This is a genomic window from Pseudaquabacterium pictum, from assembly GCF_005403045.1.
Lineage (GTDB): Bacteria > Pseudomonadota > Gammaproteobacteria > Burkholderiales > Burkholderiaceae_C > Pseudaquabacterium > Pseudaquabacterium pictum.
Map to the genome: position 1 here is coordinate 1 of NZ_BJCL01000029.1, position 12,995 is coordinate 12,995.

The 12,995-nt window shown below is 70.6% G+C and carries 10 protein-coding genes and 1 pseudogene; 5 read left to right on the plus strand and 6 right to left on the minus strand.

The window, feature by feature from the left end; all coding sequences use genetic code 11:
- The 3 genes and pseudogenes from FFT10_RS26625 to FFT10_RS26635 form a co-directional block, all read right to left on the minus strand.
- Positions 1–547, minus strand: a pseudogene (locus FFT10_RS26625) (hypothetical protein); the annotation flags it as partial.
- Between the two features lie 81 nt (positions 548–628).
- Positions 629–1,771, minus strand: a complete 1,143-nt coding sequence (tgt, locus tag FFT10_RS26630; protein ID WP_137735923.1) for a tRNA guanosine(34) transglycosylase Tgt — start codon at positions 1,769–1,771, stop codon at positions 629–631.
- Positions 1,772–1,817: 46 nt separating this feature from the next.
- Positions 1,818–2,216, minus strand: a complete 399-nt coding sequence (locus FFT10_RS26635) for a c-type cytochrome (RefSeq protein ID WP_137735924.1) — start codon at positions 2,214–2,216, stop codon at positions 1,818–1,820.
- Between the two features lie 279 nt (positions 2,217–2,495).
- On the opposite strand from FFT10_RS26635, the gene FFT10_RS26640 reads away from it, so the two are divergent.
- Positions 2,496–4,940 carry a hypothetical protein gene (locus FFT10_RS26640; protein ID WP_137735925.1) on the plus strand — a complete coding sequence of 815 codons (2,445 nt, stop codon included), beginning with the start codon at positions 2,496–2,498 and terminating at the stop codon, positions 4,938–4,940.
- Positions 4,940–6,166 (plus strand): hypothetical protein, encoded by a 1,227-nt coding sequence (locus FFT10_RS26645; protein WP_137735926.1) that lies wholly within the window; start codon positions 4,940–4,942, stop codon positions 6,164–6,166. Before FFT10_RS26640 ends, FFT10_RS26645 begins: the two co-directional genes overlap by 1 nt.
- Here the strand turns inward: FFT10_RS26645 and queA are convergent.
- On the minus strand, positions 6,150–7,235 hold the full coding sequence (gene queA / locus FFT10_RS26650; protein ID WP_137735927.1) for a tRNA preQ1(34) S-adenosylmethionine ribosyltransferase-isomerase QueA: 1,086 nt from the start codon (positions 7,233–7,235) through the stop codon (positions 6,150–6,152). The two genes, FFT10_RS26645 and queA, sit on opposite strands and share 17 nt — an antisense overlap.
- A gap of 71 nt (positions 7,236–7,306) precedes the next feature.
- On the minus strand, positions 7,307–8,722 hold the full coding sequence (locus tag FFT10_RS26655; RefSeq protein WP_137735928.1) for an FAD-binding oxidoreductase: 1,416 nt from the start codon (positions 8,720–8,722) through the stop codon (positions 7,307–7,309).
- A 157-nt stretch (positions 8,723–8,879) separates the two neighbouring features.
- On the opposite strand from FFT10_RS26655, the gene FFT10_RS26660 reads away from it, so the two are divergent.
- From FFT10_RS26660 to FFT10_RS26670, 3 genes are read left to right on the plus strand one after another with little or no spacing between them, the layout of a single operon-like run.
- Positions 8,880–9,461: a cob(I)yrinic acid a,c-diamide adenosyltransferase gene (locus tag FFT10_RS26660; protein ID WP_137735929.1), complete on the plus strand. Its 582-nt coding sequence runs from the start codon at positions 8,880–8,882 to the stop codon at positions 9,459–9,461.
- 11 nt (positions 9,462–9,472) lie between these two features.
- Positions 9,473–11,317, plus strand: coding sequence for an ABC transporter ATP-binding protein (locus FFT10_RS26665; protein ID WP_228027340.1), 1,845 nt, complete (start codon positions 9,473–9,475; stop codon positions 11,315–11,317).
- Positions 11,314–11,730 (plus strand): MAPEG family protein, encoded by a 417-nt coding sequence (locus FFT10_RS26670; RefSeq protein ID WP_228027338.1) that lies wholly within the window; start codon positions 11,314–11,316, stop codon positions 11,728–11,730. The genes FFT10_RS26665 and FFT10_RS26670 overlap by 4 nt, the downstream gene beginning before the upstream one ends.
- A 25-nt stretch (positions 11,731–11,755) precedes the next feature.
- On the opposite strand, the gene FFT10_RS26675 is transcribed toward FFT10_RS26670, so the two are convergent.
- On the minus strand, positions 11,756–12,727 hold the full coding sequence (locus FFT10_RS26675; RefSeq protein WP_137735931.1) for a TerC family protein: 972 nt from the start codon (positions 12,725–12,727) through the stop codon (positions 11,756–11,758).
- Positions 12,728–12,995: the final 268 nt, after the last annotated feature.

Sequence of the window (12,995 nt, forward strand, 5' to 3'; positions counted from 1 at the left end):
CTTCGGCCTGCGGATCGGGCGGCGGCGCGGCAGGGCGGCGGTTGCGGCGCGCGCGGGCCGGGGCGGTGGCGGGTACCGGGGCGGCTTCGGGCGCCGGTGCAGGCACGGGCGCCGCAACCTCGATCACCGCAGGCTCGACGGCCGCTGCCGCGGGCGCCGCGGCAGGCGCGACAGCCGCCGGCTTCTTCGCCGCGGCTTTCTTGGCCACCGCCTTCTTGGCGACAGGCTTGACAGCCGCAGCCGTCTTGGCGGCCGCCTTCTTCGCCGGCGCCTTCTTCGCCGGCGCCGTCTTGGCGGCTGCGGGTTCAGCGGCGGCTGGCGCTGCAGCCACGGGCGGGGCCGGCTCTGCCGCCGCCAACGGGGCGGCGGTCTTGGCAAGCGTCCGTGCAGCCGTCTTGGCAGCGGTCTTGGCGGCCGGCTTGGCCGCCTTCTTGGCGGCGGTCTTGCGCGCCGGCGCAGGGCCGGGCGCGGCAGGCTGGGCAACGGGCGCGGCGGTCTCGGCGGGTGGCGCCGGCGGCTGGCGCCGTGATCGGGTGGATGTCGCCATGGGGCGTGGGGTGTCCGGTGGGGCGCGCGGGCCGCGGTGCGGGCCGGCGCAGGGTGGGTCGGTGGGTGGGGTGCGGGGCGGCTAGACGCCGCGGGCCCGGTCGGTGTGGAACTGCGCGCGCCAGGCACCGAAGCGGCCGGCATCCAGGGCGTCGCGCATCTCGCGCATCAGTTGCAGGTAGAAGTGCAGATTGTGGATGCTGGTGAGCATCGGCCCCAGCATCTCGCCACACCGGTCCAGGTGGTGCAGGTAGGCGCGGCTGACACCCGTGCTGCAAGCCTGGCAGCTGCAGGTCGCGTCGATGGGCTGCGCATCGGTCTTGTAGCGGGCATTGCGGATGCGCAGGTCGCCGTAGCGGGTGAACAAATGGCCGTTGCGGGCGTTGCGGGTGGGCATCACGCAGTCGAACATGTCCACGCCTACGGCCACGCCTTCGACCAGGTCCTCGGGCGTGCCCACGCCCATCAGGTAGCGCGGCTTGTGCGCCGGCAGCCGGTGCGGCGTGTGGGCCATGATGCGCAGCATCTCCTCCTTCGGCTCGCCGACGCTGACGCCGCCGATGGCATAGCCGGGAAAGTCCATCGCCACCAGGGCATCGAGGCTCTCCTGGCGCAGGTGCTCGAACATGCCGCCCTGCACGATGCCGAACAGCGCGTTGCGGTTCTCCAGGCGGGCGAATTCCGTCTGGCAGCGCTGCGCCCAGCGCAGGCTCAGCTCCATGGATTTGCGGGCCTCGGCCTCGGTCGTCAGGTGGCCGGCGGTCTGGTAGGGCGTGCACTCGTCGAACTGCATGACGATGTCGCTGTCCAGCACGGTCTGCACCTGCATGCTGACCTCGGGCGTGAGGAACAGCTTGTCGCCATTGACCGGCGAGGCGAAGCGCACGCCCTCCTCGCTGATCTTGCGGCCGCTGCCGTCGGCGCCACCCAGGCTCCAGACCTGAAAGCCGCCGCTGTCGGTGAGGATGGGTTTGCCCCAGCCCTCGAAGCCGTGCAGGCCCTTGAACTGCGCGATCACGTCCAGCCCGGGCCGCAGCCACAGGTGGAAGGTGTTGCCGAGGATGATCTGCGCGCCCATGGCGTGCAGCGACTGCGGCAGCACGCCCTTGACGGTGCCGTAGGTGCCCACCGGCATGAAGATCGGCGTCTCGACCACGCCGTGGTTCAGCGTCAGGCGGCCGCGGCGGGCCTGGCCCTCGGTGGCGAGAAGGTCGAAACGAAGCATGGCCGCGATTGTCGCAGCCCGCATCGGCGCCCCGGGGGCCCGCAGATCAGGACTTCTTGCCGGCTTCCAGCGACAGGATCCACTTCACGAGCTGCTTGGCGTCGGCCTCCTTGATGGCCACGGCATTGGGCGGCATGGCCAGGCCGGAGACCTTGCCCTTCCAGTGGCTCTCGTAGGGGTTGGAGCCGGCCAGCACGGTGTGGGTGAGCTGGTCGGCGGCGTCCTTCCGGCCCTTGTACTTGGCCGACACCTCGCGCCAGGCCGGGCCGATGGGCGGCAGGCCGTCGGGGCCCTTGCCGCCGGGCTCGATGTGGTGGCAGGTCATGCAGCCGGCATTGGTGGCCAGCTTGAGCATGGTGACGTCGTTGCCCGCAGCCTGGGCCAGGGGTGCGGCCAGCATGGCGGCGGCGGCCAGCGCGGCCAGGGTGGTGCGTGGGGGGAACATCTGCTTCTCCAACAAAGACCAAGCGGTCGACGGCGCCATGGTGCGGCGCGGCACGGGCCGGCCTTTGACCGAACGCAAGGCGCCCACCCATTTCGCCAGGATGGAGCAGGCCTGTGGCGCCATGGCACAGCGCCCGGGCCATCCGGCAATCCGTCACGGCGTCGCCGGGCTTTGGCGGGCGAAGCAGGCCCACTCAGAGCGACTTTTCGGCAGCATTCGGAAGTTGTTTGTCAATCCCCTTGTTCGAGGGGTCCTTCCGTCTCTGCCAGTCCATCGCCCATGAAACTCCGCGTCCTCGCACCCGCCATCCTCACCTCGGTCCTGGTCTCTGCCTGCGGAGGCGGCGGTGGCGGCGGCGACACGCCGGACACCGCCCAACCGTCGGCCAGCACCAGCGTCAGCGGGGTGGCCAGCAAGGGCCCGCTGAAGCAGGCCCTGGTGACCGCCTACAAGGTGAAGGACGACGGCACGCGCGGCGATGTCATCACCTCCAAGGAGACCGACGACAACGGCAGCTACACCCTCGATCTGGGCAGCTACAGCGGCCCGGTGCAGCTGGAAGTGACGGTGGTGGCCGGCAAGACCAAGACCGCCGACGAAGCCACCGGCGCCGACCAGACCCTGCCCGACGACTTCAAGCTGCGCTCGACCCTGGTGGTGGCCGCGCCGGCCGGCGGCAGCACGCAGATCCAGAGCGCATCCATCACGCCGTACACCGAGCTGGCCACCAAGATCGCCGAGGACTCCGGCGGCCTGAGCAGCACCAACATCGCCAACGCCACCAAGGTGGTGTTCGACCTGATCGGCGTGGACCCGGTGGCGACCAAGCCCATCGACTACAGCAAGACCGCGCCTGCCGATGCCACCGAGGCCCAGAAGAAGTACGCGCTGCTGAACGCCGCGGTGTCGACGCTGGCCGCCACCGCGCCCACCACCACCGACGCCACCACGCTGGCCTGCTTCACCAGTGCCGGCGCCGACACCGGCAAGAAGATCAAGTGCGCCACCGACCAGATCGCCAAGGCGGTGACCGTGGACAAGACCAGCGGCAGCGCCACCGCGTCGGTGAACAAGAACTTCGTCGGCCTGGGCGATGCCCTGGTGGCCGCGGCCAGCGACGACAAGAACAAGACCGGCAAGACCGTCTCCAGCGATGACGCCGACAACAAGCGCCTGAAGGAGATCGAGACCGAGGTCAAGAACTCCGCCGATGGCAAGGCGCCGCCGGTGAAGCTGGACGTGCCGGCGCAGGACCAGGCCGACGTGGCCAAGGCCAAGCTGTTCTTCAACCGCCTGCGTTCGAATGCGGCCTCGCTGCAGTCGGCGCCGCTGGACACCGGCCTGGCCGACGGCCTGCGCGCCTTCGACGACTCGCTGCGCAACGAGGCGCTGGTGGTGACGGACGAGACCGGCCAGCTGCTGCGCCTGGCCCAGGTGGGCCTGACGCTGTGGCAGGACTACATGAACGGCGCCACCACCAACCCGAACAGCGTCAGCATTCCCGGCCTGCCGGGTGGCTGCACGGTGTTCAGCGGCAGCTTCCCGGCGATGTTCGGTGGCGACGACAAGCAGGTCGGCGCAGACGGCGCGCCGGGCGCACCGTACGCGACCGGCGCGGTCGCGGCCACCTCGGCCAACGACGCCCGCTGGGTGGGCTGCTCGTTGAACAAGGGCGTGTTGCCCACGGCGCAGAACGGCGTGGTGCAGTACCGCCGCAGCGTGCTGCTGAACACCTCGGCGCGCACCTACCCGGCCGCCATCCCGTACATCGCCAACACCCGCAGCCGCTTCCACGACAGCGCCAGCAACGGCCTGGTGCAGCGCAACCTGACACCCACGCTGAGCGGCAGCTTCGGCGCCACCATCGTCGGTGACCGGCCCACCGCCCTGCAGCTGGTGGGCGACCTGCCGCCCGGCGTGACGAGCAGCGGCACGCTGCAGGCCGCACGCTTCGCGGTGAACATCGCGGCCACGGTCACGGCGCGCAGCAGTGGCGCCACCAAGGTGGCGTTCACCGGCGGCAGCTTCGGCGTGGTGCCGGTGGGCGCCACCGCGGCATCGCTGACGGTGGACCTGTCGAGCGGTGGCGAGTCGGCCGTGGTGCTGCCCGTCGCGCTGGATGCACCGTCGGACGCGGCACCCACCGAGGCGCAGCTGGCCGATGCCAGCCTCACGCTGGCAGCCCGCATCAGCACGGCCAAGGGCGCGCTGACCGGGCGCCTGGTGGCCGACCGCTTCGGCATCGACAGCCTGGGTGACCTGGTGCCCAACCGTGTGGCGTTCACCGGCAGCATTGCGGCGGCCGGCACCAGCGGCACCGTGGCCGAGGTGCTGATCGGCACGCTGGAGGGCACGCGCAGCACCGCCGCCGGCGCCAGCGCGCCCACCGAGACGGTGAGCTTCACCGGCACCCTGACCCTGCCCAACCGCCCGGTCGTGACGTTGAGCCTGTCGACCACCGAGACGCCCGTCGCGGGCAGCGATGCCCCCACCATCGCGCTGACCGGCCGCTATGTGCAGGACGCCATCACCCTGCAGGCCACCGGCAGCCAGACCGGCAGCAGCCAATCGCTGACGCTGGCGGACTCCAGCGGTGTCACCGTGTCGCTGGTCGCCGGGGTCAACACGGCCACGGTCACCGTCAGCGGCCGGGCGGCCGCCAGCATCGACAACGCCCGCGGCCGCATCACCTATGTGGACGGCACCTTCGAGTCGCTGAACTGATGGACCGCAGCGCGGCCCGGGCCCGGGTCGGCCGGGCGACCCGCGCCGCCACCGTGGTGCTGGCCACGCTGGCGGGCACCAGCGGCCAGGCGGCGCCGGACTGGACGGCGATGCCGCCCGGACTGCTGCCCCAGCGCCTGCCGGTGGCGGCTGCGCAGGGCTGGCAGGTGCAGACCGAAGCCGCCGACTTCAGCGCCAGCGACGCCACGCCGGTGCGCGGCTTCGCCGGCGACTGGGCCGACTACCACCCCCGCAACGGCCACAACCTGGCGCTGCAGCAGAGCCGGGTCGAGGTGCGCATCACACACCGCGGCTGGGAGCTGGCCGCCACGGCGCGTGGCGACATCCTCGTCGACGGTTCACGCGGCAGCTTCGACCTGGTGCATGCCTACAAGCAGCGTCTGACCCCGGCCGACGGCAGCCGGTTCGATGCCGCGGCCCATGAACAGGGCGTGGTCTGGGCCGGCCTGCGCGTGGCCCGCAGCTGGACACTGCTGCCTGCCGCCCAGGCCGACGCCGCCGGCCTGCGCCTGACCGCCGCCCTGACGCCGCTGAGCGTGCGCCGCCTGCGCATCACCGACGTGCAGGGCTCGGTGCAGTACGCCGGCGCCACCGGCTATGTCTTCGATGCCACGACGCTGCAGCAGGCCTCCTACCGCCAGTTCGGCGGCCTGGGCACGCGGGACGCCACCGGCAGCGGCTTCACAAGCGACATCGGCCTGCTGTGGCAGCCCGCCGCCGGCTGGTTTGCCAACCTGTCGCTGGTGGACGGCGTCTCGCGGCTGCGCACCGCACGGGTGGCCACCGAGACCATGCGCCTGTCGTCGAGCACCCGGCAGGTGGACCCGCGCGGCTACCTGGACTACCAGCCGCTGCTCAACGGCCAGAACAGCGCGCAGGACGTGCGGCTGCGGCTGCCACGCAAGTGGTCGGCCACGGCGGGCATGGCGGTCGACCGGCTGATCCCGGCCTTGCCGAGCGGCAGCCTGGTGGGCGTCCGCTGGGAGCGCATCGGCGGCCTGGACCTGCCGGCACTGTGGGCCGCGCTGCCGGTGCGCCAACTGGGCCCGGGCTGGGCGCTGCAGCTCGATGCCGAAGCACGCTGGCACGCGGTGGGCGTCGGCGTGCAGGGGCCACTGGGCGGCGTGTGGCTGCGCAGCAATGCCGGCCGCGCGGGCCAGGCATCGGCGCTGGGCTGGCAGGCGACGCTCAACCTGCCCTGGTGACGGCGGGCGCGCGGCGCTCCAGCAGCATGGCATCGCCGTAGCTGAAGAACCGGTAACCCGATTCGATGGCGTGGCGGTAGAGCGCCCGGGCGTGCGCATGGCCGGCAAAGGCCGACACCAGCATCAACAGGGTGCTGCGCGGCAGGTGGAAGTTGGTGACCAGGCGGTCGACCACGCGGAACGGAAAGCCCGGGGTGATGAACACATCGGTCTCGCGCGCGCCGGCCACCAGCGTGCCGCCCAGCGCGGCCGATTCCAGCGCCCGCAGCGTGGTGGTGCCGGCGGCCACGATGCGGCCTCCGGCGGCGCGGGTGCGGCTGATGGCGTCCACCGTGGGCTGCGGCACCTCGTACCACTCGCTGTGCATCTTGTGCTCGGACAGGGTGGCGCTGCGCACCGGCTGGAAGGTGCCGGCACCCACATGCAGCGTGACCTGGGCGCGCTGCACGCCGCGCGCGGCCAGAGCCGCCAGCACGCCGTCGTCGAAGTGCAGCGACGCGGTGGGCGCGGCCACCGCGCCGGGCTTGTCGGCGAACACCGTCTGGTAGCGCGCCACGTCGTCGGCGCCGTCGGCATGGGTGATGTAGGGCGGCAGCGGCACATGGCCGTGCGCCTCCAGCAGCGCAAACGGGTCGGACGGGAAGCGCAGGTGGAACAGGCCGCCATCGGGCCCGCCGCGGCCCAGCACCTCGGCCTCGAAGGCGCCGTCGGCAAAGCGCACCGTGCTGCCCGGCCGCGGGCTCTTGCTGGCGCGCAGGTGGGCCAGCACCTCGTGGGTGTGGCCATCACCGGCGGGCAGCACCCGCTCGATCAGCGCCTCGACCGCGCCACCGGTGGGCTTCTCGCCGAACAGCCTGGCCTTGATGACGCGGGTGTCGTTGAAGACCAGCAAATCGCCCGGGGCCAGCAGCCCGGGCAGGTCGGAGAAGCGCAGGTCGACCGGTGCGGCGCCCGTGCCATCGAGCAGGCGCGAAGCGCTGCGCTGGGGCGCCGGGTGCTGGGCGATCAGCCCAGGCGGCAGGTCGAAGTCGAAGTCATCGACGGTGAAGGTGCGGGGCGTGTCGGGCATGGCATCCAGGCTGTACCGGCCTGAGAACTCGAATTGCCCAAGATTGTTCCATGCACCCCCGGCCCGCGCGCCTACAGGGCGAAGATCTTGCCCGGGTTGAGGATGTTCTTCGGATCGAGCGCACGCTTGAGCAGCCGCATCATCTCCACCGTGGCCGCGCCGGCCTCGTCGACCAGGAAGCCCTGCTTGTGCAGGCCGATGCCGTGCTCGCCGGTGCAGGTACCTTCCAGGCTGAGGGCATGGTGCACCAGCTGGTCGTTCAGCTGCTCGGCCAGCACCCGCTGCTCCGGCTTGCCCGGGTCGATCATGTAGGCGATGTGGAAGTTGCCGTCGCCCACATGGCCGACGATGTAGTACGGCAGGCCGGCTTCGTCGGCCTCGGTCACCGCCTTGTCGATGCAGCTGGCCAGGCGGCTGATCGGCACGCAGGTGTCGGTGGTCACGGTGCGGCAGCCGGGGTTGGACGACATGCCGGCGAAGTAGGCGCGGTGGCGGGCGGTCCACAGCCTGGTGCGCTCTTCCGGCGTGGTGGCCCACTGGAAATCCTCGCCGCCGTGGTCGCGGGCGACTTCCTGCACCGTCTGCGCCTGCTCGGCCACCCCGGCGGCGCTGCCGTGGAATTCCATCAGCAGCATCGGCGCGGGCCGCAGGCTCAACTTGTCGTGGTTGTTGACGTAGCGCACCGCGTTGGCGTCCAGCAGCTCGCAACGGGCAATCGGCACGCCCAGCTGGATGATGGCGATGGTGGTCTTGACCGCCGCGTCGATGCTGGGAAAGTGGCAGATCGCCGCCGACACCGATTCCGGCTGCGGATAGAGCTTGACCGTGACCTCGGTGAGGATGCCCAGCGTGCCTTCGCTGCCGACCATCAGGCGCGTCAGGTCGTAGCCGGCGCTGCTCTTCTTGGCGCGGGTGCCGGTGCGGAGCACCTCGCCGCTGGCGGTGACCACTTCCAGCGCCAGCACGTTCTCGCGCATGGTGCCGTAGCGCACGGCGTTGGTGCCGCTGGCGCGGGTGGCGGCCATGCCGCCGATGCTGGCGTCGGCACCCGGGTCGATCGGGAAGAACAGGCCGGTGTGGCGGATGGCGTTGTTCAGCTGGTTGCGGGTGACACCCGGCTGCACGGTGACGGTGAGGTCTTCATCGTTGATGCGCAGCACCTGGTTCATGCGCGACACATCGATGCTGATGCCGCCCTGCACGGCCAGCAGGTGGCCCTCCAGCGACGAGCCGGTGCCGTAGGCGATGACCGGCACCTCGTACTGGCTGGCCAGCTTGACGGCATCGGCCACGTCGGTGGTGGACTCGGCGAACACCACCGCCTCGGGCGGCGGCACCTCGAACGGCGATTCATCGCGGCCGTGCTGCTCGCGCACCGCCTGGGCGGTGCTGCAGCGCTCGCCGAAGCGGGCCTTCAGCGCGTCCAGCATCGCGGCCGGCACGGGGCGCGGCTGCAGCATCTTGGCAATGTCGACGGGGGCGTTCATGCGGTGTCTCCGGTGGCGGTGCTGGACAGCGGGCGATGGTAGGGCCTTTGCCGGGCCCTGTGCCGGTGCGGTCGCATGCGGGTGTGCCCACCCGGCCTGCGCCGGTGGTGCGAAGATGCCGCCCTTTCACCCGCTCCAACGCCCCACAGGATTCGCCATGGCCAACCGCCTCACCCAGATCGCCACCCGCACCGGAGACGACGGCACCACCGGCCTGGGCGACGGCAGCCGCGTGCCCAAGGACCACCTGCGGGTGATGGCCATGGGCGATGTGGACGAGCTCAACAGCAGCATCGGCGTGCTGCTGGCCGAGCCGCTGCCCGACGATGTGCGCACCCTGCTGGTGGTCATCCAGCACGAGCTGTTCAACCTGGGCGGCGAGCTGTCGATCCCCGGCTTCACGCTGCTGAAGGACGACGCCGTGCTGCGGCTCGACGAGGCGCTGGCCCACTACAACGCCGCGCTGCCGCGGCTGGCCGAGTTCATCCTGCCCGCAGGCACCCGCAGCGCCGCGCTGGCCCATGTCAGCCGCACCATCGCCCGCCGCGCCGAGCGCGCCGTGGTGCACCTGGCGCTGCAGGAGCCGGTCAACGAGGCGCCACGCCAGTACCTGAACCGGCTGAGCGACCTGCTGTTCGTGCTGGCCCGGGTGCTGAACCGCGCCAACCTCGACGGCCTGGGCGGCGACGACGTGTACTGGCGCAGCGAGCGCCTGGCGCGCGCGCAAGACCAGGACTGAACACGATGGGCGTGTTCGCCGCCTTCGAACGCCTGGTCGACCCCTACCCCGAGACGGCGGTGGCCACGCCGCCGGCGGGTTTCTGGCCGTTCATGCGGGCCAGCACGCAGGGCCTGGGCAAGTGGATCTCGGCGATGACGCTGTTCACCGCCGCCATCGGCGTGTTCGAAGCGCTGCTGTACGCCTGGCTGGGCAACCTGGTGGACTGGCTGGCCAAGGTGCCGCCCGAGCGGCTGTGGGCCGACGAGGGTGGCAAGCTGCTGGCGCTGGGCGCGGTGCTGGTGGGCAGCATTGCGCTGGTGGCGATGCAGTCGATGCTCAAGCAGCAGGCACTGTCGGGCAACTTCCCGATGCGGCTGCGCTGGAACTTCCACCGCCTGATGCTGGGCCAGAGCATGGGCTTCTACGGCGACGAGTTCGCCGGCCGGGTGGCCGCCAAGGTGATGCAGACCGCACTCGCCGTGCGCGACGTGTGGATGATCCTGTGCGACATCCTGGTGTTCATCGTCATCTACTTCGTCACGCTGGTGCTGGTGGTGGGCAGCTTCAATGCCTGGATGCTGGCGCCGCTGCTGGGCTGGCTGGTGCTGTACAGCCTGACGCTGCACCACTACGTGCCGCGGCTGGCCAAGGTGTCGCAGAGCCAGGCCGATGCCCGCAGCCTGATGACCGGGCGCATCACCGATGCCTACACCAACATCGCCACCGTCAAGCTGTTCGCGCATGACCGGCGCGAGGCCGCCCACGCCCAGGGCGCGATGGCCGAATTCCTGGCCACGGTGCATGCGCAGATGCGGCTGGCCAGCAGCTTCGAGATCCTGATTCATGCGCTGAGCATGGCCCTGGTGATGGGCATCGCCGGCACCGCACTGGCGCTGTGGGTGCAGGGCGACGTGGGCATCGGCGCGGTGGCCGCGGCCACGGCGATGGCGCTGCGCCTGAACGGCATCTCGCACTGGATCATGTGGGAGATGGCCACGCTGTTCGAGCATGTGGGCACGGTGGCCGACGGCATCCAGATGCTGAGCCGGCCGCGGGCGGTGGTGGATGCGCCCGGCGCGCAGCCCCTGGTGGTGCGCCAGGGCGAGATCCGGCTGGAGGGCGTGCGCTTTGCCTACGGCGGCACCAAGACGGTGATCGACGGGCTGGATCTGGTGATCCGCCCCGGCGAGAAGATCGGCCTGGTGGGCCGCTCGGGCGCCGGCAAGAGCACGGTGGTGAACCTGCTGCTGCGCTTCCATGACGTGGCAGACGGCCGCATCCTGATCGACGGCCAGGACATTGCCCAGGTGACGCAGGACAGCCTGCGCGCCCAGGTGGGCATGGTGACGCAGGACACCAGCCTGCTGCACCGCAGCGTGCGCGACAACATCCTCTACGGCCGGCCCGATGCCGGCGACGACGCGATGCGCGCCGCCGCCGAGCGGGCCGAGGCTTCGGCCTTCATCGCCGGCCTGGCCGATGCCAAGGGCCGCCAGGGTTACGACGCCCATGTGGGCGAACGCGGCGTCAAGCTCTCGGGCGGCCAGCGCCAGCGCATCGCGATTGCGCGGGTGATGCTGAAGGACGCGCCCATCCTGCTGCTGGACGAGGCCACCAGCGCGCTCGACAGCGAGGTGGAAGCCGCCATCCAGGCCAGCCTGTACCGGCTGATGGAAGGCAAGACGGTGGTGGCCATCGCCCACCGCCTGTCCACCATCGCGGCCATGGACCGCCTGGTGGTGATGGATGCCGGCCGCATCGTCGAGCAGGGCCGGCACGACGACCTGCTGGCTGCCGGCGGCCTGTATGCGCGGCTGTGGGCACACCAGAGCGGCGGCTTCCTGGGCGAGCGGGCCGAGGACGACACGCCGTGAACGACGCCGCCGGGCTGCCCGCCGCAGCCGCCACCACCGGCCTCTATGCCGGCCTGCTGGCGCTGCTGTATGCAGGCCTGGCCTTGCGGGTGGTGCGGCTGCGGGTGGTGCTGAAACAGCCGCTGGGCGATGGCGGCCACGCCGAACTGCAGCGCGCGGTGCGGGTGCACGGCCACTTTGCCGAGTACGTGCCGCTGGCCTTGCTGCTGCTGTTGCTGCTGGAGCTGGCGGGCATGCCCGCTGCCCTGCTGCACGGCTACGGGCTCTTGCTGCTGGTCAGCCGTGCGGCCCATGCCATCGGCGTGGGCCGGTCGCCCGAACACCTGGGCTGGCGCCTGGCCGCCATGGTGGTCACCTGCCATCTGCTGGCAGGTGCCGCCCTGCTGCTGATCACCATGTGGCTGCGCGCGTGATCCACACGCGCGCAGCGCAGGGCGGTCAGCCCGCCTCGCTGCCCTTGGCGTCGATCTTGGGCGCCGTCTTGACGCTCCAGACCATGGTGATCGCCAGGATCGCCACCACCACGCCCAGGCTCACCACCACCGGGATCTTGTAGACGTCGATCAGCACCATCTTCGTGCCGATGAACACCAGGATCACCGACAGGCCGTAGCTCAGCAGGTGGAACTTGGCGGCGATGGCAGCCAGCAGGAAGTACATCGCCCGCAGCCCCAGGATGGCGAAGATGTTCGAGGTCAGCACGATGAACGGGTCCATCGTGATCGCGAAGATCGCCGGGATCGAGTCGACCGCGAAGATCACGTCGGTCACCGCCACCAGCACGATCACCAGAAACAGCGGCGTCGCGATGCGCTTGCCGTTTTCCAGGGTGAAGAACTTCTCGCCATCGAAGTTCTTGCTCACCGGGATGATGCGGCGCAGCAGCTTCAGCGCGGGATTGCTCTCCAGGTCGGGCTCCTGCCCGGCGGCCCACCACATCTTGACGCCGGTGAGGATCAGGAAGGCACCGAACACGTAGAGGATCCAGTGGAACTGCTGGATCAGCCAGGCGCCCACCAGGATCATCACCGTGCGCAGCACGATGGCGCCGATGATGCCGATCATCAGCACCCGCTTCTGGAACTCCGCCGGCACCGCGAAGTAGGTGAAGATCATCAGGAACACGAAGATGTTGTCCACCGCCAGGCTCTTCTCGATGAGATAGCCGGTGAGGAACTCCATGCTCTTGGTGTTGGCCAGGGCCGTGCCGTGGTCCTGCCAGACGGCGAACCAGAACAGGCCGTTGAAGGCGAAGGACAGCAGCACCCAGATGATCGACCAGTTCAGCGCCTCCTTCACGCCGACGGCGTGGGCGCCCTGCTTGCGCAGCACGACGAAGTCCACGAACAGCGCGGCCAGCACGCTGCAGACGAAAAAGACCCAGAGCCAGGTCGGCGCGATGGTGTCCATGGACACTCCCGTTCAAAGGCGCCCACAGGCACACGTGCGCAAAGGCACACCGGCGGGCAAGGTTGAGGATCGCGCCGAAGGGTCTTGCGAAAGCGCGGGGTGCGCCTTTGCGGTCCCGGGATCAACGCCGGCAACCCACCTGGGTGCCTGCGGATACTCCGTACTGACGGGATGCCGCGGCCACATGCTGGGGCTTGTGCGCCCCCGGCCGTGACCAGCTACTCCCCCCTCGACAGGCTGGAGTGTAAAGGGGTTTTGAATTGGCCCC

What these genes read in the sequence shown, in the direction of transcription:
- FFT10_RS26655 (WP_137735928.1), bottom strand. Translation starts at nt 8,722, where the DNA reads ATGAACGCCCCCGTCGACATTGCCAAGATGCTGCAGCCGCGCCCCGTG.
- FFT10_RS26660 (WP_137735929.1), top strand. Translation starts at nt 8,880, where the DNA reads ATGGCCAACCGCCTCACCCAGATCGCCACCCGCACCGGAGACGACGGC.
- FFT10_RS26640 (WP_137735925.1), top strand. Translation starts at nt 2,496, where the DNA reads ATGAAACTCCGCGTCCTCGCACCCGCCATCCTCACCTCGGTCCTGGTC.
- tgt (WP_137735923.1), bottom strand. Translation starts at nt 1,771, where the DNA reads ATGCTTCGTTTCGACCTTCTCGCCACCGAGGGCCAGGCCCGCCGCGGC.
- FFT10_RS26635 (WP_137735924.1), bottom strand. Translation starts at nt 2,216, where the DNA reads ATGTTCCCCCCACGCACCACCCTGGCCGCGCTGGCCGCCGCCGCCATG.
- FFT10_RS26645 (WP_137735926.1), top strand. Translation starts at nt 4,940, where the DNA reads ATGGACCGCAGCGCGGCCCGGGCCCGGGTCGGCCGGGCGACCCGCGCC.
- FFT10_RS26675 (WP_137735931.1), bottom strand. Translation starts at nt 12,727, where the DNA reads ATGGACACCATCGCGCCGACCTGGCTCTGGGTCTTTTTCGTCTGCAGC.
- queA (WP_137735927.1), bottom strand. Translation starts at nt 7,235, where the DNA reads ATGCCCGACACGCCCCGCACCTTCACCGTCGATGACTTCGACTTCGAC.